This window comes from Streptomyces sp. YPW6 (assembly GCF_018866325.1).
In the GTDB taxonomy this organism is placed as follows: domain Bacteria; phylum Actinomycetota; class Actinomycetes; order Streptomycetales; family Streptomycetaceae; genus Streptomyces.
Genome location: NZ_CP076457.1, coordinates 4,777,745 through 4,795,191 on the forward strand (window position 1 = coordinate 4,777,745; position 17,447 = coordinate 4,795,191).

Annotated in this window: 15 protein-coding genes and 1 tRNA gene; 5 read left to right on the forward strand and 11 right to left on the reverse strand. The window is 71.5% G+C overall.

Going from position 1 to position 17,447, the window contains the following annotated elements; genetic code table 11:
• Window positions 1-17 precede the first annotated feature (17 nt).
• Both KME66_RS21225 and KME66_RS21230 read right to left on the reverse strand, forming a co-directional pair.
• Entirely contained in the window at window positions 18-2,549 is a 2,532-nt protein-coding gene (locus tag KME66_RS21225) for an ABC transporter permease (RefSeq protein WP_216324854.1), read from the reverse strand.
• A 115-nt stretch (window positions 2,550-2,664) separates the two neighbouring features.
• Complete coding sequence (locus KME66_RS21230) at window positions 2,665-3,435, reverse strand: ABC transporter ATP-binding protein (RefSeq protein WP_073225494.1); 771 nt, start codon at window positions 3,433-3,435, stop codon at window positions 2,665-2,667.
• 578 nt (window positions 3,436-4,013) lie between these two features.
• Here KME66_RS21230 and KME66_RS21235 point away from each other — a divergent pair.
• The 3 genes from KME66_RS21235 (at window position 4,014) to KME66_RS21245 (ending at window position 5,640) form a co-directional block, all read left to right on the forward strand.
• Window positions 4,014-4,099: transfer RNA gene (locus tag KME66_RS21235), tRNA-Leu, on the forward strand.
• Window positions 4,100-4,287: 188 nt separating this feature from the next.
• On the forward strand, window positions 4,288-5,169 hold the full coding sequence (locus KME66_RS21240) for a Bax inhibitor-1/YccA family protein (protein ID WP_073225496.1): 882 nt from the start codon (window positions 4,288-4,290) through the stop codon (window positions 5,167-5,169).
• 153 nt (window positions 5,170-5,322) lie between these two features.
• Window positions 5,323-5,640 (forward strand): hypothetical protein, encoded by a 318-nt coding sequence (locus KME66_RS21245; protein WP_073225498.1) that lies wholly within the window; start codon window positions 5,323-5,325, stop codon window positions 5,638-5,640.
• Between the two features lie 39 nt (window positions 5,641-5,679).
• Here KME66_RS21245 and KME66_RS21250 read toward each other — a convergent pair whose 3' ends face one another.
• From KME66_RS21250 to KME66_RS21260, 3 genes are all read right to left on the reverse strand, one after another.
• On the reverse strand, window positions 5,680-6,597 hold the full coding sequence (locus KME66_RS21250; RefSeq protein ID WP_253208435.1) for a hypothetical protein: 918 nt from the start codon (window positions 6,595-6,597) through the stop codon (window positions 5,680-5,682).
• Window positions 6,598-6,836: 239 nt separating this feature from the next.
• On the reverse strand, window positions 6,837-8,057 hold the full coding sequence (locus KME66_RS21255; protein ID WP_073225503.1) for an acetyl-CoA C-acetyltransferase: 1,221 nt from the start codon (window positions 8,055-8,057) through the stop codon (window positions 6,837-6,839).
• Window positions 8,058-8,277: 220 nt separating this feature from the next.
• Entirely contained in the window at window positions 8,278-9,279 is a 1,002-nt protein-coding gene (locus KME66_RS21260; protein WP_216329526.1) for an SGNH/GDSL hydrolase family protein, read from the reverse strand.
• A gap of 159 nt (window positions 9,280-9,438) precedes the next feature.
• On the opposite strand from KME66_RS21260, the gene KME66_RS21265 reads away from it, so the two are divergent.
• Entirely contained in the window at window positions 9,439-10,845 is a 1,407-nt protein-coding gene (locus tag KME66_RS21265) for a cystathionine beta-synthase (protein WP_216324857.1), read from the forward strand.
• Window positions 10,846-11,353: 508 nt separating this feature from the next.
• Here the strand turns inward: KME66_RS21265 and KME66_RS21270 are convergent.
• A complete protein-coding gene (locus KME66_RS21270; RefSeq protein ID WP_216324859.1) occupies window positions 11,354-11,770 on the reverse strand; it encodes a UbiA family prenyltransferase in 417 nt (138 codons plus the stop codon).
• 902 nt (window positions 11,771-12,672) lie between these two features.
• Between KME66_RS21270 and KME66_RS21275 the strand changes: the two genes are divergently transcribed.
• Window positions 12,673-13,518 (forward strand): MurR/RpiR family transcriptional regulator, encoded by an 846-nt coding sequence (locus KME66_RS21275; protein WP_216324861.1) that lies wholly within the window; start codon window positions 12,673-12,675, stop codon window positions 13,516-13,518.
• A gap of 31 nt (window positions 13,519-13,549) precedes the next feature.
• Here the strand turns inward: KME66_RS21275 and KME66_RS21280 are convergent, their stop codons facing one another.
• The 5 genes from KME66_RS21280 to KME66_RS21300 all read right to left on the reverse strand — a co-directional run bounded on the left by KME66_RS21280 (window position 13,550) and on the right by KME66_RS21300 (window position 17,357).
• On the reverse strand, window positions 13,550-13,924 hold the full coding sequence (locus KME66_RS21280; RefSeq protein ID WP_010059861.1) for a hypothetical protein: 375 nt from the start codon (window positions 13,922-13,924) through the stop codon (window positions 13,550-13,552).
• 166 nt (window positions 13,925-14,090) lie between these two features.
• Window positions 14,091-14,564, reverse strand: a complete 474-nt coding sequence (locus tag KME66_RS21285; RefSeq protein WP_073225513.1) for a roadblock/LC7 domain-containing protein — start codon at window positions 14,562-14,564, stop codon at window positions 14,091-14,093.
• A gap of 38 nt (window positions 14,565-14,602) precedes the next feature.
• Entirely contained in the window at window positions 14,603-15,409 is an 807-nt protein-coding gene (locus KME66_RS21290; RefSeq protein WP_216324863.1) for a helix-turn-helix domain-containing protein, read from the reverse strand.
• Entirely contained in the window at window positions 15,406-15,813 is a 408-nt protein-coding gene (locus KME66_RS21295; protein WP_216324866.1) for a hypothetical protein, read from the reverse strand. Before KME66_RS21295 ends, KME66_RS21290 begins: the two co-directional genes overlap by 4 nt.
• Window positions 15,814-15,971: 158 nt before the next feature.
• Complete coding sequence (locus KME66_RS21300; protein WP_216324869.1) at window positions 15,972-17,357, reverse strand: APC family permease; 1,386 nt, start codon at window positions 17,355-17,357, stop codon at window positions 15,972-15,974.
• Between the last annotated feature and the right edge of the window lie 90 nt (window positions 17,358-17,447).

Genomic DNA, 17,447 nt, shown 5'->3' on the forward strand with positions numbered 1-17,447 from the left:
CGGTCCGGGACTTCCGGCTACTCCGTCTTGATCGCCGTCAGCATGTTGAGCTTCGCGGCGCTGCGGGCGGGCCACAGCGAGGCGAGGACGCCCACCAGGCCGGCCAGGAGCAGGAAGATGCCGAGCCGGTCCCACGGGACGACCAGGGCGTAGCCGGGGATGTCGGCGGACAGGGTCCGGCCGATCGCCCAGCCGAGGAAGACGCCCAGGCCGACCCCGATCACCGCGCCGAAGACCGAGATGACGACGGCCTCCAGCCGGATCATCCGCTTGACGCGCCCCCGGTCGAGACCGATCGCGCGGAGCATCCCGATCTCCTGCTGCCGCTCGAAGACCGACATCGCGAGGGTGTTGACGACCCCGAGGACCGCGATCAGCAGGGCCATGGCGAGCAGCCCGTACATGATGTTCAGCGCCGTGTTGATGAAGCCGCCGAACATGTCGCGGATGTCCTGCCGGTCCATGACGCTCATCGCCGGGTTGTCGCCGAGCGCGTCCACGATGGCCTGCTCGTTGGCCTGGCTCGCGCCGCCGTCCGACGTGATCCAGATGTCGCGGATCTCCGGGCGGGCGGAGGAACTGTGCCGGTCGGCCAGCTCCTTCGGGATCACGAAGGGCTGGAGGAACGCGTTCTCCTTGTAGGTCGCCCCGACCGTCAGCTCGCCCTTCTTGTCGTCGCCGAACTCGACGGGAAGCGTGTCGCCGGTCTTCCAGCCGTACTTCTTCGCGGTCTCGGAGGCGACCGCGACCCGGCCGTCCTTCAGCGAGGCCAGCGAACCGGACTCGGCCGTCAGCGAGAAGACCTTCTCCACATCGCCCGGGGTGACGCCGGAGGCCGAGAAGCCCTCCCCGTCGACCTCGAACCACGCCGACTGCTGCGGGGAGAGCGCGGTGACGCCGTCGGCCTTCGACAGGGCCGTGAGCGCGGACTCGTCGAGCGAGCTGCCGCTGGCCATCGAGACCATGTAGTCGGCCTTGATGTGATCCGTGGTCACCTTGTCGATGGCCTGGCCGAGCGTGACGCCGAGCACCGAGATCCCGGTGACCAGGGTCAGTCCGATCGCCAGCGCGGAGGCGGTGGCTCCGGTGCGCCGGGGGTTGCGGACCGCGTTCTGCGAGGCCAGCTTCCCGGAGACGCCGAACACCTTCGTCAGCAGCGGCCGGAACAGCGCGACCACCGGGCGGGAGAGCAGCGGGATCAGGATGATGACCCCGATCAGCGCGAAGAACGCGCCCGCCGCGACCAGCTGCCGGCCGGAGGTGCCGCCGGTCGCCGCACCGCCGACGATGCCGGCCGAGCCGAGCAGGGTGATCGCGCCGCCGATCGAGTTCCGTACGACGAGGGACTTGACCGATGCGGTGGCGTGGACGCTGCTCATCGCGGCGACCGGGGCGATCTTCGCGGCCCGGCGGGCGGGCAGCCACGCGGCCAGCACGGTGATCAGGATGCCGACCGCGAAGGCGGAGACGACGGCGGTCGGCGAGACGACCAGCGGACCGGCGGGGATCTTGCCGCCCAGCAGGCTCATCCCGGACCGCAGACCGGTGGCGAGGCCGAGACCGAGGAGGAAGCCGATGACGGAGGCGAGGGTGCCGACGACGGCGGCCTCCAGCAGCACCGAGCGCTTCACCTGGCGGCGGGTGGCGCCGATGGCCCGCATCAGGGCGAGCTCACGCGTCCGCTGGGCGATGAGCATCGTGAAGGTGTTCGCGATGAGGAACACGCCGACGAACAGCGCGATCCCGGCGAAGGCCAGCAGCATGGTGTTGAGGCCGCTCAGACCGGACTCGATGTCCTTGGCCTGCTGGTCGGCCAGCGCCTTGCCGGTCTGCGCGGTGGCGTCCTCCGGCAGCAGCGGCTCGATCTCGTCCAGCAGCTTCCGGTCGGAGACCTGGCCCGCGGCGCTGACCGTGGCGCTCTGGAAGACACCGGGCTTCAGGTAGAGCTGCTGGGCGGTCGGGGTGTCGAACAGCACGAGGCTGCCGCCCGCGTTGACCGCGCCGTCCTCGGTGGTGAAGATCCCCGCGAGGGTGTACTCCTTCACCGGGCCGTTGGTCGCCACCCGCACCGGGTCGCCGACCTGGTACTCGCCCTTGCTCGCGGTGTCCTTGTCGAGCGCGACCGCGTCGCCGTCCACCGGGCCCGTGCCCTCGGTGAAGTCGTACGTGGCGTCCTTGCCGTCCTTGCCGGGGGCGAAGTTCGCGCCGGTGTTGGACCAGCCGTTGCCGATCAGCTTGCCGTCGGGGTCGGCGACCCCGGCGAAGCCGCTGACGCGGCCGGTGGCGGAGGCCACGCCGTCCAGGCCCCGGATCTTCTCCAGGGTGGCCTCGTCGATGCCGGGGGTCTTCTCGTCGTCGCCGGCGAACGTCTCGATGGAGACGGCGACGTTGTCGTAGCTCTTGGCGGACTGGTTGCGGAAGGCGTTGCCGAGGGTGTCGGTGAAGACCAGCGTGCCGGAGACGAACGCTACGCCGAGCATGACGGCGAGCACGGTCATCAGCAGCCTGGCCTTGTGCGCGAGCACATTGCGCAGGGCGGTACGGAACATGTCTGTGTCCTGGGATGGGTCCGGAAGGGGAGGGCGGGGGCGCGGGTACGGGGCCGGGGCGGCGGCCGTACGCGTCAGCCGGGCGTCGGCCGGTCGGCGTGACCGGCCGCGGGCGTCAGCTGGTGCGCCCCTTCGCGTCGAACGCCTTCATCCGGTCGAGGACGCCGTCGGCGGTCGGGCGCATCATCTGGTCGACGACCGCGCCGTCCGCGAGGAAGATGACCCGGTCCGCGTAGGAGGCGGCCACCGGGTCGTGCGTCACCATCACCACGGTCTGGCCCAGCTCGCGCACCGAGTTGCGCAGGAAGCCCAGCACCTCGGCGCCGGAGCGGGAGTCCAGGTTCCCGGTGGGCTCGTCACCGAAGATGATCTCGGGCTTGGCGGCCAGGGCACGGGCCACGGCGACGCGCTGCTGCTGACCGCCGGAGAGCTCGGTCGGGCGGTGCTTCAGCCGCTCCGAGAGACCGACCATGTCGATCACCTTCTGGAGCCACTCGGCGTCCGGCTTACGGCCCGCGATGTCCATCGGCAGGGTGATGTTCTCCAGCGCGGTGAGCGTCGGGAGCAGGTTGAACGCCTGGAAGATGAAGCCGATCTTGTCCCGGCGCAACTGGGTGAGCTGCTTGTCCTTCAGGGTGGACAGCTCGGTCTCGCCGATCCGCACCGATCCGCTGGTGAAGCTGTCGAGCCCGGCGACGCAGTGCATCAGCGTCGACTTGCCGGAGCCCGACGGGCCCATGATCGCGGTGAACTCACCCTGCGGGAAGTCCACGGTCACCCGGTCCAGGGCGACGACCTGTGTCTCGCCCTCGCCGTAGACCTTCGACAGCTCCGTGGCGCGGGCAGCCACCGCGGTGGCGCGGTGAACGGTGGGGGTGGTGGTCACTGGGACGCTCCTGATTCGGTGATGCGGATGGCCTGGGCCGTGGTGAGGCGGTGCGCCGGCGCCATGCCTCGGGGACTTACTCCATCCTTACGGCTTCCCCGCTTCCGGTCGTCACCCCCGAAGCCCGTTCCCGGGGCCCCCTTGAGTCGCACCACGGGCGTGTATCCGTCCTCCTCGGGTATGACACCGACCCTGAGCGGAGTCCCGCCGGGGCGGTGCGGTGACCCAGCGTGAGGAGACGACGGCGGGGGCGGAGGGCGGTCGCGGCGACTGTCGGGCCGTCCCGGAGGGGCACCGCCCGCAGGTCCGGAGCGGGGCGGCGGCCGAGGGTGGCGGACGCCCTGGCGAAGCATGGCGCGGACCTGGCGGATTGGGCCGTACGAGTGCGGCGACTTTCCGTCATTCCGATGCGGCGCGCACACCGCCCGGGAACCGCCGCGGGCATGTGGTCAGACCGGCCCGATGTGCTGACGGGCCCTCAAGCGGTCAATAAAATAAGACAACATCGCGCCACTGTTCCGCTGATCGAGGGACGGTCCCGGATAGGGTCGGTAGCCAGACGCGGAGCCGCGCGGCACGCCCGGATGGTGGAACGTAGACACGGCGAGCTTAAACCTCGCTGCCCCTCGGGGGCGTGCCGGTTCGAGTCCGGCTCCGGGCACCACGCACCGCACGCTGCGTGACCCTCACGGCCCGTACCGTGACCTCCCCGCCACCCCCGAAACCCGGCCGGTCCCCGGCGGGCGCTCCATCATGGATGCAGGAAAGATCCTCCCCGAGCACTAGAGTGATTCTTTTGCCTACCCATTACTCTTAGGGCAAGGCCACGCAGTGTGGCCATGGAGGAGTGAGATGAGGAGCAGCAACCCGGTCTTCTCGCGACGGGGCTTCAGCCGCGACAACGGCCACGCGGGTTTCAACGCGGCGCCGCAGGCCGGGGCCCCCGCGACGGGCAACCCGTACGCGCAGGGCACCGCCGCCAACCCGTACGCCACCAACCCCTACGCGCAGACGGACCTGCACGGTGCCCCGCAGGCGCCCGCCCGTACGGACGCGATGACCATCGACGGCGTGGTGACGCGCACGGCGATGACACTCGGCACCGTCATCGTGGCCGCCGCGGCCGCGTGGTGGATCATGCCGGTCGACCAGGCGAACCTGAGCACCGCCTACGGCGTGGCCATCGGCGCCGCGCTCATCGGTTTCGTCCTGTCGCTGGTCAACTCGTTCAAGCGCCGGCCCTCGCCCGCGCTGATCCTGACCTACGCGGCGTTCGAGGGTGTCTTCCTCGGCATCGTCAGCAACATCGTCAGCATGTACGTGGCCCCCGGCGCCGCGATGCAGGCGGTGCTCGGCACCATGGCGGTCTTCGCCGGTGTGCTGATCGCGTACCGCACCGGGCTGATCCGGGTCACGCGCCGCTTCTACGGCTTCGTGATGGCGGCCGCCATCGGCTTCATGCTGCTGATGATGGTCAACCTCCTGTTCGCCGTGTTCGGCGGCGGTGACGGCCTCGGCTTCCGCAGCGGCGCCCTCGGTGTCGTCTTCGGCATCGTGGCCATCGTCATCGGCGCCGCCATCCTCGCCCTGAACTTCAAGCAGGTCGAGGACGGCATCGCGTACGGCGCCCCCCGTGAGGAGGAGTGGCTGGCCGCGTTCGGCCTCACCGTGACCCTGGTGTGGATCTACATCGAGATGCTGCGCCTGGTCGCGATCCTCAGCGGCGACGACTGACCGCTCCCGCAGTACCCGTAGCACCGGCAGTACCGGAACGGCCCGCAGGCATCGCGCCCGCGGGCCGTTCCGCGTGTGGGGGGCGGGTGCGGGGCACGGTGTGCGGATCGGGCCGTTGGCGGGGGCGCGGGAGAGGCGCGTAGGGTCGGCCGGGTGCTCGATACGACGCCCCTGATCCTGGCCGTGGACCGTTTCGCCGACCGGCTGCGTTCGGCCCCGCAGAGCCGCCTCCAGCGCGGTGCGGCCGCCGAGGCGCTGGCCGCCGCCCGGGAGCTCGCCGGACGCGCCCAGCGGCTGGAGAACCCGGCCGCCGAGCCGCGGGAGCTGCCGGACGCCGGGATGTTCGCGGTGGGCGACCAGCTCGCCGTCGCCGGGCGGGACCTGGCCGTGGCACTGGAAACGGCCCCGTCCCAGGAGCTGGACGAGGCCGTGCGGTACGTCGACGAAGCGGCGGTGCGGGCTTTCGCGTGAGCGGCGCGGGAACGCCTGCGAGCGGCCCGCGCCCGGCGGTCAGAACGAGGCGATGACGCGGTCGGCGAGGATGTACACGTTGTCCTCGCCGCAGGAGAAGGTCAGCGCATAGGCGCCCGAGACGCCCGAGCCGCCCAGCAGCACCGGCTGCCGGCCCGCCTGCAGCGCGTCCGCGAGCCGCTCGGCGGTCTCGCGGTGGCCCGGGGTCATGCAGAGCGTGGTGCCGTCGGCGAAGACGTACACATCGAGCGTGCCCAGCGGGCCGGGCCGCACATCGGTCAGCTCGGTCGCGGTGTCGGCGAGCTCCTCCAGCCGGTTCACCGTGCGCTCGTGGTCGGTGACCACCGGCGTCTGGACGGGGACGAAGTCCGGGTGCGAGGGGTGCCGGCGGCGGGCGGCGGCCAGCTCGGGGGAGTCCTCGGGGAACTCCGAGGCCTCCGGAAGCCCGGTCGCCATGTCCGCGGACAGCTCCGTCGGCAGATCGGTCAGCTCACCGGCGTCGTGCTCCGCGAGGGTCCGCTCGCTCAGCTCGACGAGCTCCTCCATCGCCTCGGCCGCCTCCAGGTCCAGCGACTCCAGCCCGGCGAAGTCGGTCTGCCGGGGCAGGTAGTACGGGGCGTCGTCGCCCAGGCCGGGCAGACCGCCCAGCAGGGAGGGGGCGTCGGCGGCGTCGCGGGCTTCCTGGGCCGCCCAGAAGGCGCGGGCCTCGGCCAGCTCACGCTCCCGCTCCTCGGCGAGCGCCTCGGCCACGGCCGCGCGTATCTCCTCGGCGGGGGTGGCTGTACTGCGGCTCTGCGGCGGCACGGAGGCGCCGGGAGCGCGGCTCGCGGACAGCTCCGTGCGCAGCGCCACGACCTGCTTGCGCAGCCCGTGAGCGGCGTGCAGTGCGGCGGCGCCGACGGCCGTGGCAGCGGCGGTGGTCAGCAACAGGGCAAATGACATGGCGCTCACTGACATACTCCCGGTCTCTATCGATACCCCCGACTTCCTACATCAGCTTGGCCTGTACCGGTACGCGCTGTCAGTGCATTACGTCACGAAATGGACAGGTCTTTCGGTCCGATGTTTCGCCTCAAACAGCCCTGACCTGCAGAAACGACGCTCCCCCGGGACGCAGATCACATCCTGGGGGAGATTCGGTCACGGTCGGGGCTCGACGGGGTTCGACAACCCCGCCGCGCGGGACGCGAGAAGGCTCAGCTCAGCCGCTCGATCACCATCGCCATGCCCTGGCCGCCGCCCACGCACATCGTCTCCAGGCCGAACTGCTTGTCGTGGAACTGGAGGCTGTTGATCAGCGTGCCGGTGATGCGGGCGCCGGTCATGCCGAAGGGGTGGCCGACCGCGATCGCGCCGCCGTTGACGTTGACCTTCTCCAGCGGCAGGCCGAGGTCCCGGTAGGAGGGGATGACCTGGGCGGCGAACGCCTCGTTGATCTCGGCGAGATCGATGTCGCCGACGGTCAGGCCGGCCCGCTTCAGCGCCTGCTTGCTGGCCTCGACCGGGCCGTAGCCCATGATCTCGGGGGAGAGGCCGGAGACGCCGGTGGAGACGATCCGGGCCAGCGGGGTCAGGCCCAGCTCGCGCGCCTTGGTGTCCGACATGATCACGAGGGCCGCCGCGCCGTCGTTCAGCGGGCAGCAGTTGCCCGCGGTGACGAGGCCGTCGGGGCGGAAGACCGGCTTCAGGCCCTGCACGCCCTCCAGGGTGACGCCCGCGCGCGGGCCGTCGTCCTTGGCGACGACCGTGCCGTCGGGGGTCGTGACCGGAGTGATCTCCCGCTCCCAGAAGCCGTTCTTCAGGGCTTCCTCGGCGAGGTTCTGCGACCGTACGCCGAACTCGTCCATGTCCTGGCGGGTGACGCCCTTGAGCCGGGCCAGGTTCTCCGCGGTCTGCCCCATGGCGATGTACGCGTCCGGGACCAGGCCGTCCTCGCGCGGGTCGTGCCAGTCGGTGCCGGTCTGCTCGGCGCGGGCGGCTGTACGGGCCTCGGCCTCGGCGAACAGCGGGTTGTGCGTGTCCGGCAGGCTGTCGGAGTTGCCCTTGGCGAAGCGGGACACCATCTCGACACCGGCCGAGATGAAGACGTCCCCCTCGCCCGCCTTGATCGCGTGCAGCGCCATCCGGCTCGTCTGCAGCGACGAGGAGCAGTAACGGGTGATCGTGCAGCCGGGAAGGTGGTCCATCCCCATCTGTACGGCGATGATGCGGCCCAGGTTGTTGCCCTGCTCGCCACCGGGCAGACCGCAGCCCAGCATCAGGTCGTCGATGTCCTTCGGGTCCAGCTCGGGGACCTTGCCCAGCGCGGTCTGGATGATCGTGGCGGTCAGGTCGTCCGCGCGCAGGTCCTTCAGGGACCCCTTGAAGGCGCGGCCGATCGGCGAACGGGCGGCAGAGACGATCACGGCTTCGGGCATCACGCGGCTCCAAGGGCTGGAAGGCTGTACGGGCTGTGAGGCTGTACGGCTTGCGGGGCTGTTCGGGCTGTCGAGGCTGAACGGCCGCACGCCGGGGTGGACAGGCGGAACTCCTCTGGAAGTTACCCGGACGTATCGCCGGGGTCACCCGGCAGGCCGTGTGATGCGGGACTCTTTTCTAAGCGCTTGCTCAGTGGCGTCCGCCGCCGGGCGCCTCCCGCTACGCGTGCCCGTGGGCGGTGTCCGGACGGGCGTGCGGGGTGGGCTCGGTGGAGGCGGGCAGGCGCCGCCGCCTGCGGTGCTTGAGGAGGGCCCAGGGAGCACGCGCCCCCGTGACCTCCGTACCGGCCTCCCGGGCCGCCTGGGACGCGGCCTTCGCCACCGGGAGGATGTCCTCGCGCCGGGTGCCGTCCAGCCGGTCGGTCTCCGGCCACAGGCCCAGCACCGCGCACAGCGTGGGCAGCACCGCCATGGCCGCCGTGGCGTAGCCCTCGGCGGAGGGGTGGTAGTTGTCCGGGCCGAACAGTTCGCGCGGGTTCGCCGCGAACTCGGGGCCCAGCAGGTCGCCCAGCGACACCGTGCGCCCGCCCTGCTCCACCACGCCGATCGTCTGCGCCGCCGCCAGCTGCCGGCTCACCCGCCGGGCCAGCCAGCGCAGCGGCTGGTAGACCGGCTCGATCGTGCCCAGGTCCGGGCAGGTCCCGACGACCACCTCCGCGCCCGCCGTCCGCAGCCTGCGCACCGCCGTCGTCAGACAGCGCACCGACTGGGTCGCGGGCATCCGGTGGGTGACGTCGTTCGCCCCGATCATGATCACGCAGACGTCCGGGACCCGCGCCGGATCCGCGAGCAGCAGCGAGACCTGCCGCTCCAGATCGTCCGACCGGGCTCCGGGCAGGGCCACGTTCCGCAGATCCACCGGCCGCTCGGCCACCGCCGCGAGCCCCGAGGCCAGCAGCGCCCCCGGGGTCTGCCCGGCCCGCCGCACTCCCTGGCCCGCGGCTGTGGAATCCCCGAGCAGCCCGAGCCGCATGGCGTCGTTCGGCCCGGCGAACGCCACTCCGTACCGCCCGTCCGCGCTCGGCGGAACCGGAGCCGTCCCGCCGCCGACCTGCCTCTTCGCGAGCTGGACCTCCGCCAGGAACACGCCCACGGCTGCCGCACCGATCAACCCGATGCTGCCACCGCCGTAAGCCGCGCCCGCCGCGATCCGCCGTGCCACCCTTGCTCTCGACACAGTCCGGTCCACCTCCTCCTCGCCGTACAGCCGTACACGTACCTACTTGCCCCGCCCGGGGCTCCGCGTACTCCTTCCCGTACGCACAGTGCGTCCCGTACGCATACTCTGGGCCGGACCATCTCGGAGATCCCGGAGTACACGGTGCAATTCCACGATTCGATGATCAGTCTTGTCGGCAACACCCCGCTGGTGAGGCTGCGCAACGTCACGGCAGGTATCCAGGCGACGGTCCTGGCCAAGGTCGAGTACTTCAACCCCGGCGGGTCCGTGAAGGACCGCATCGCGCTGCGCATGATCGAGGCGGCCGAGCAGAGCGGGGAGCTGAAGCCCGGCGGCACGATCGTCGAGCCGACCAGCGGCAACACCGGCGTCGGCCTCGCCATCGTCGCGCAGCAGAAGGGCTACAAGTGCATCTTCGTCTGCCCGGACAAGGTGTCCACGGACAAGATCAACGTGCTGCGGGCGTACGGCGCGGAGGTCGTCGTCTGCCCCACCGCCGTTGACCCCGAGCACCCGGACTCGTACTACAACGTCTCCGACCGGCTGGTCACCGAGACGCCGGGCGCCTGGAAGCCCGACCAGTACTCCAACCCGAACAACCCGCGCTCGCACTACGAGACCACCGGTCCGGAGCTGTGGGAGCAGACGGAGGGGAAGATCACCCACTTCGTCGCGGGCGTCGGCACCGGCGGCACCATCAGCGGCACCGGGCGCTACCTCAAGGAGATCAGCGACGGCGTGGTCCAGGTCATCGGCGCGGACCCGGAGGGCTCGGTCTACTCCGGCGGCTCCGGGCGGCCGTATCTGGTCGAGGGCGTCGGCGAGGACTTCTGGCCGAGCGCCTACGACCGCGACGTGACGGACGAGATCGTCGCGGTGTCCGACAAGGACTCCTTCCAGATGACCCGCCGCCTGGCCAAGGAGGAGGGCCTGCTCGTCGGCGGCTCCTGCGGCATGGCGGTCGTCGGCGCCCTGGAGGTCGCCAAGCGGCTCGGCCCCGACGACGTCGTCGTGGTGCTGCTCCCGGACAGCGGGCGCGGCTACCTGAGCAAGATCTTCAACGACGAGTGGATGGCCGACTACGGCTTCCTGGAGGACTCCGGCACCTCCGCCACCGTGGGCGCGGTCCTGGACTTCAAGGAGGGCCCGATGCCCTCCCTCGTCCACATGCACCCGGAGGAGACGGTCGGCGAGGCGATCGAGGTGCTGCGCGAGTACGGCGTCTCCCAGATGCCGATCGTGAAGCCGGGCGCCGGCCACCCCGACGTGATGGCCGCCGAGGTCATCGGCTCCGTCGTGGAGCGGCAGCTGCTGGACGCGCTGTTCACCCAGCGGGCCGCGCTGACCGACCCGCTGGAGAAGCACATGTCGGCCCCGCTGCCGCAGGTCGGCTCCGGCGAACCGGTCGAGGACCTGATGGCCGTGCTCAGCGGCACGGACGGGGCCGACGCGGCGATCGTGCTCGTGGAAGGCAAGCCGAAGGGCGTCGTGAGCCGACAGGACCTGCTGGCGTTCCTCGCCAAGGACGCGGGCACGGCGAAGGCCTGACGGGACGTCTCCGTCGCCCGGCCGGGGCCGGGCCGAGGCCGCCGACGGGCCGGTCGCCCGGCTCCCGGCCCCGGCCTCGGACCGGGCCGGTACGTCCGGCCCGGTCCGGGGCCGCTGCCCCACGGTCCGGCGGCGGGCCTCGGGAGAGCTGGGCGCGGGGCATCCGAGAGTCCGGCGCGCAGCTTCGGGGAGGCCGGTCGCGGGGCTTCGCGGAAACGGTACGAGCGCGTCACGTCCGCGCAGCACCCGCTTAACACGGCTCCGGCACATTGGTGGGTGTCGGCAGGGAAACCCGCCGGCACCCAGAACGGCGACACCGGACTACGGAGCGGCTCCCGGACCTCCACCGTCGCCCGGACGCGGGCAACCGGCCCTGACCCGGACCGCGTCCCTCGCGGGGACCGCCGTCGTCCCGCCCCCCGGCAACCGGGGGTGCGGCGGTCCCCGCGACATAACCTCCGGGCTCGCTGACGTTCGGGCCCGCCCCTGCTCCGCCCCTGCGGCGGGCTCAGTCCTTCCAGTCGGACGACCTCCGTTCGTCCCCGCGGCGGAACAGCCCGCCGCTCCGCGCCGCCTGGAACGCGTTGACGCCGACGATGCCGAGCCAGGCCACCACCAGACCTCCCAGCCCGGCGTTCACGACGCCGATCGCGGACAGCGGGACGGCCAGGATCAGCGAGACGATCCCCAGCGCGTGCCGTTCCCCGAAGGTCTCCGGCTGCGCCGGACGCCCGCCCCGGGCGTCGGCCATCTGCTGCTCGGCGAGCTGGCGGCGGACCCGGCGGTCGAGCGTGGTGTCGAGGCGCTGCTCGACCTTCTCCAGGAACGATTCGACGAGCACGGACTCGTACTCCGCGCCCAGCTCGCCGCGGGCCTGGAGGGTGGCGGCGAGCTCCTTCTTGAGCTCGTGGTCACGGGCTTCCATGCCGACCACGGTACGGAGGCAGCAGCGTGGTGGCAGTGGGGCTAACCCCCGAATATCGTCGGGCCGGCCCCCTTCTTGGACGTCGTCTCCGTTGGTGGGCTGAGCAGTCTGCGCTGTGCGGTGATGGTCGAGCGCATGGTGCCGGATGAGCTGGGGGAGCTGTTCCGGCGGGTGGTCCCGCCTGCTCCGACTCGACCGTAGCGCGGTGGCCGGCGCAGGTACGGGGACCGCGAAGCGCTGGCCGCGCCTGGCGGCAGTTGCCGCCGGTCTCCGGTCCGCCGGGGCGCCCGCACCCTCATCTGCCTACGCTTGATGATGACCTCAAGGCGCAAGGCCGGCGAGGACGCTGACAGGGATGAAAGGCGACTCCATGCCACCAGAACGCCTCGTTGCTCCCGGCCCGGACGAAGAATCTGCCTGCCGGGTGTGCGGACACGACGACGGCGACCTGTTCTGGGAAGACGGATGGCCCACAGCGCTCATCTGCGTGTGCTGCGGAAACGAGTCAGATGTGTCCGACACCAGCCTTATGGGGGTCCGGAACTACCGCGGCTACTGGGTGGGGAATGGTGCAGCGTGGCACTCCCCCTCCTTCAGGCCCCGGGACTGGCATATCCTCGAGCAACTGGCCCGCATTCCAGCGGAATGGCGTTAGCGGCGGGGAGTATGCGCCATCCGTTCTGGCGTGTTCTTGTGATCGATGGTGTCGTTCTCGCAGGGTTGACCGGGCCGAGGCGGCCCGGTCAACCCTGGGCGCCCTACCTCCCGGACTTCGGCTCTCGAACCGGAGCACCCCTCCCCGCCCGCCCTCGCCGCACTGCATATGGACATACAGCAACCTTCCTGGCTGAATAGAACGACCGGCGCCGATCATGGCGCGACGGATCCAGCAAGGGGACACCATGAGCGGGAGCAGCCCCGCCGCACGGTTGCAGCGGCTCTTCGAGGGCCACCGGCTCACGCCCACCCAGCGGCGCATCGCGCACTGCATGGTCCGCCGGGCCGCCGACGCGCCGTTCCTCTCCAGCGTCGAGCTGGCCGAGCTGGCCGGGGTCAGCCAGCCCTCCGTCACCCGCTTCGCCGTCGCCCTCGGCTTCGACGGCTATCCGGCGCTGCGCAGGCACCTGCGCGAGGTCGCGCCCGCCGAGGCGGAGCAGGAGGAGGCGGGGGAGCGGTACAACGAGTACCAGCAGGCCGTCCGCGCCGAGATCGAGAACCTTCAGCACCTCTCCGACGTCCTCGCCGACCCGGCTCCCGTCGAGCGGGCCGGGCGGCTGCTCGCCGGCTCCCGGCCCCTGCCGGTGCTCGGGTTGCGCGCCGCCTCCTCGCAGGCGCGCGGGTTCGGCTACTTCGCCGCCAAGGTGCACCCCGACGTCCGGGTGCTCGACGAGGGCGGCAGCATGCTGGCCGACCGGATCGACTCCGCCCGCCGGGCCGGGGCCACCGCCCTGATGTGCTTCGCGCTGCCGCGCCACCCCAAGGAGAGCGTGGACGCGCTCGCGTACGCCCAGGGCCAGGGGCTGACCGTCGTGACGGTCGCCGACTCCGCGTTCGCGCCGGTCGCCAAGTACAGCGATCTGCTGCTCCCGGCGGCGATCGGCTCGGGGCTCTCCTTCGACACGGTCTGTGCGCCGATGCTGCTCGGCCGGGTGCTGCTGGAGGCGATGTGCGACGGGCTGCCCGACGCCCAGGCCCGGTTGGAGGAGTTCGACGTACGGGCGGCGGCACGCGGCCTGTTCGTGGAGTGAGAGCCCCGGGCCCCGCGCCGCCCCGAACGCGTCAGACCTCCAGCTCGGCCTCGATCTTCTTCAGCTGGTGGCGGGCCATCGCCAGGTTCGCCCGGCTCGCGTCCAGCACCAGGTAGAGGAACAGGCCGTTGCCGCCACGGGTCTTGAGCAGCCGGATCAGGTGGTACTGGGTGTTCAGGGTGATGAGGATGTCCTCGATCTCCTCCTTGAGCCCCAGGTGTTCCATGGTGCGGAGCTTGGCGCGGATCACGTCGGTGTTGCCCGCGGCGGCGACCTCCAGGTTGAAGTCCTTGCCGCCGCCCAGCGTGCCCAGGGCCATTCCGCTGGTGTAGTCGACGAGGGCGGCACCGGTGGCGCCCTCGATCGAGCTCATCGCTTCCTTCAGTGTCGCTTCGGTGTTCGCCATGGGGGCTCGTTTCCTTTCCTTGCCCGGTCGCGGTGACCGGGTCCGTTTCTGTGCCGGCCGCTCGGCCGGTTTCCGTGCGGGCTGGTGCGCGGGCTTCTGCGTGATGGCTGAGTCCCGGTGGTTGTGGCGGTACAGGTGGGGGGCGAGACCGCTGCGCGACGGCGCGTTACGTGGGGCGTTGCGGCAGCGCGCGGTCGGGCGCGGTGGCGGGGCGCGGCGGCGCGGCCCGGGGGGTGGCGGCGGGGCGGTCGACGCGCTCCAGCGCGGCGTCGACGAGTTCACCGATCCGGGCGCCCGCGCGGCGGCCCTCCAGATGGAGCCGTCCGACGTTGATGCGGTCCTCCGCCAGCAGGGTCAGGACGGCGGAGGAGCCCGCGGCGTAGGTGGCGATGTAGCCGCTGCCGCCGCGGACCAGCAGTTCCCGGAAGCCGCCCCGGCCGGTGGCGTCGGTCATCCGGATGGAGACGCCGAGGGCGGCCGCGGTGAGGGCGGCGACGCCCTCCGCCTCGACGCCCGGGGTGTCGTGGGCCAGGACGAGCCCGTCGGTGGAGGCGGCCAGCGCCCCGGAGAGCAGCGGGACCCGGGCGCGTAACCGCTGGAGCTCGTCGAGGACATCGCGTGTTTCGGCCTCGGGCACCATCGGCTGTCTCCTCCCGGCACGCTGTCTGAGCGCGCGTATCACAGGGCCTCCAATGCGTCTCGGAGTCGGCGCAGCAGGGCGATATCGGGGTCGGCCGTGACCTCGGGGAGCGTGATCCGGCCGGAGGTCCCGGCAGCCGGCAGGGGCTGGGCGCGGACCGCCTCCACCAGACCGGCCGCCGCGAGACGCCGTAGGTCGACCAGGATGTGGAACGCCGAACGGCCCAGCGCCTGCGCGATGTCCGAGGCCGTACGGGCCCCGTCGGCCAGCTCCAGGAGCCGGCGCTGCCGGGCCGGGACCGGGGCGTCGGCCCGGTGCGCCGTCCGCAGCAGGGGTGCGCTGTCGCAGGCGGGGTCGGGCCAGATCCGGTCCAGGAACTCCCGTCTGCGCAGTGTCTCGCGTTCCACGGCGGCGACCGGGACGGGCCGCACCGGACCGATCCAGTGCGCCACCCCGTAACGGAAGCGGGCGGGTGTGCCGGTCGGGGCGAGCGCGAAGAACGCGGCGTCGTACAGCGCGCCCAGATGGCACAACTCCAGGGCGCCGCCCGGCACATGGCCGCTGTCCACGAGGTAGCGGCCGACCCGGTGGCCCGCCCCGGCCTGCGCCACGGCGTCCCACCAGCCCTCGTGCCGCAGGGTTCCGCCGGCGGTGAGCAGGACGTCGATACCGGGGGTGGCGGGGCTCTCGGCGTGGACCACCTGGCCGTCGGCGAGGTAGAGCGTGCCGTGGTCGCGCATCAGGGCGCCGGTCGCGCGCTCGGCGGCCAGGCGCTGGAGCATCGGGGAGAGGACCGGGAGCCGGTCCGTCTCCGGGGCGTCGGGGTCTGCGGCTATCGCGCTCATGCCAGCACCAGCCGCTCCGCCAGTTCGCCCAGCCGCATCCGGGCGAGCGCGAGATTCCCGGCCGACCGGTCCAGCCACAGATGCAGGAAGACGCTGCTGTCGAATGCCGTCTCCACGAATCGGAGCATGTGGTATCCGTCATGAGTGGTGACGATGACGTCCTCGACCGGGATGCCCGGCGGTTCCGCGGACTGCTCGCCTTCCGCGCCGAGGTGGGCGAAGGCGGGCTGCTCGGCGGTCATCCGCGCGACCTCCGCCGTCTCGGCGGCGGTCGCCTCGTGGTCGCCGTTGGGGGAGTCCCCGATGGTGCCGAGGGCGAGACCGCTCGTCCAGTCGACCACCGAGGCGCCCCGGGCACCGGGCAGCCTCATGACTTCGAGCAGGCACTCGTCGATTCCGGGCACGCGGATTTCCCCTCCCGACGTGGCGTACGGCTGTAACGCAGAGGCTACGCATCGTGCTCACGGCTGGTGGAGGTTCTGGCATTTTCCCTTGGTACATGCCCTCCGGGGTGTAAAGGAGCGGCTGAAAAGTGTTGGCCGGGAGGTGCGCCGGCGCCCGGTCAGTCCACGGCCGCGCCGGATTTCTCGCGGGCGTTCATCACCGCCTTGTTGAGCGCCCACAGCCCGGCCCCGACGAGCAGCAGGACTCCGGCCCGTACGTACACGTCCGCGCCCCGGTCGGCCAGCGGGCTCGCCAGGACCAGCGAGCTGAGCGCGCCGAGCACCGGCAGTGCTGTGGGAGTGCGGAAGTGGTGGTGGTCCACCGGGTCCCGGCGCAGCACCAGTACGGCGATGTTGACCACGGCGAAGACGCAGAGCAGCAGGAACGAGGTGGTGTCGCCGAGCCCCTCGATCTCACCGGTGGAGACCAGGCCGATCGCCAGGGCGGATACGAAGACGATCCCGACCCAGGGGGTGCGGCGGCGGGCCAGCACCTTCCCCATCACGGGCGGCAGGATGCGCTCGGCGGCCATGCCGTAGCAGAGCCGCGAGGCCATCATGATGTTGATCAGCGCCGAGTTGGTGACGGCGAACAGGGCGATCAGCGCGAAGAGTTTCGGCGGGAAATCGACGCCTCCGGCCTTCACCACCTCCAGCAGCGGCCCGCTCGATCCCGACAGGGTGCGGGAGTCCACCAGGAGTGAGGAGATCACGGCGACCAGGACGTAGACGGTGCCGGTGACGCCCACGCCGATGAAGATGGCGCGGGGGAAGTTGCGGGCCGGGTTTCTGGTCTCCTCGGCCATGTTGACCGAGTCCTCGAAACCGACGAAGGCGAAGAAGCCCAGCGCGGTGGCGCCGAGGACGCCCGTGAGCAGGGCGTATCCGGTGCCTCCGGTCTCGATCCGGGTCAGCCGGGAGGGGTCGCCCCCGCCGCTGAACACGGCGTACGCGCCGATCGCGAGGATCACCGCGAGCCCGCTGACCTCCACCAGGGTCAGGACGACGTTCGCCTTGACCGACTCGGCGACCCCGCGCAGGTTGATCGCGGCCAGGGCGAGGACGAACAGGATCGCGATCAGGGTCGGCGGCACCGCGTCGGTGAACTCGCCCAGATAGTCGCCGCTGAACGCCCGCGCCGCCGCGCTCGCCGAGGAGAGGCCCGAGCACATCACCATGAAGGCGATGACGAAGGTCAGGAAGGGGACCTTGAACGCCTTCTGGGTGTAGAGCGCGGCCCCGGCCGCCTTCGGGTACTTGCCGACCAGCTCCACGTACGAGGCTGCCGTGAGCAGGGCGACGGCGAAGCCGATGGTGAACGGCAGCCACAGCGCGCCGCCGATCTTGCCCGCGACGTCCCCGGTGGTGGCGTAGATGCCGGTGCCGAGGATGTCGCCGATGACGAAGAGGACCAGCAGCTTGGGGCCCAGTGCGCGCTTGAGCGGCGGCGATCCGCCGTCCTTCGCGGGCGGCCGGGCGCTTGCGGGTGGGTCGGGAGTGCTCATCGGTGCCTCCGGGACGGCCGCTGGGGCGGACAGGAATCACGCTTGCCCGATCGCGACGCGAACCGCACCTGTTGACTACGACTATTCAGA

Excerpts from the sequence above, each read along its gene's own strand:
- KME66_RS21225 (WP_216324854.1), bottom strand. The coding sequence starts at position 2,549 with ATGTTCCGTACCGCCCTGCGCAATGTGCTCGCGCACAAGGCCAGGCTG.
- KME66_RS21240 (WP_073225496.1), top strand. The coding sequence starts at position 4,288 with ATGAGGAGCAGCAACCCGGTCTTCTCGCGACGGGGCTTCAGCCGCGAC.
- KME66_RS21250 (WP_253208435.1), bottom strand. The coding sequence starts at position 6,597 with ATGTCAGTGAGCGCCATGTCATTTGCCCTGTTGCTGACCACCGCCGCT.
- KME66_RS21255 (WP_073225503.1), bottom strand. The coding sequence starts at position 8,057 with ATGCCCGAAGCCGTGATCGTCTCTGCCGCCCGTTCGCCGATCGGCCGC.
- KME66_RS21270 (WP_216324859.1), bottom strand. The coding sequence starts at position 11,770 with ATGGAAGCCCGTGACCACGAGCTCAAGAAGGAGCTCGCCGCCACCCTC.
- KME66_RS21275 (WP_216324861.1), top strand. The coding sequence starts at position 12,673 with ATGAGCGGGAGCAGCCCCGCCGCACGGTTGCAGCGGCTCTTCGAGGGC.
- KME66_RS21280 (WP_010059861.1), bottom strand. The coding sequence starts at position 13,924 with ATGGCGAACACCGAAGCGACACTGAAGGAAGCGATGAGCTCGATCGAG.
- KME66_RS21285 (WP_073225513.1), bottom strand. The coding sequence starts at position 14,564 with ATGGTGCCCGAGGCCGAAACACGCGATGTCCTCGACGAGCTCCAGCGG.
- KME66_RS21290 (WP_216324863.1), bottom strand. The coding sequence starts at position 15,409 with ATGAGCGCGATAGCCGCAGACCCCGACGCCCCGGAGACGGACCGGCTC.
- KME66_RS21300 (WP_216324869.1), bottom strand. The coding sequence starts at position 17,357 with ATGAGCACTCCCGACCCACCCGCAAGCGCCCGGCCGCCCGCGAAGGAC.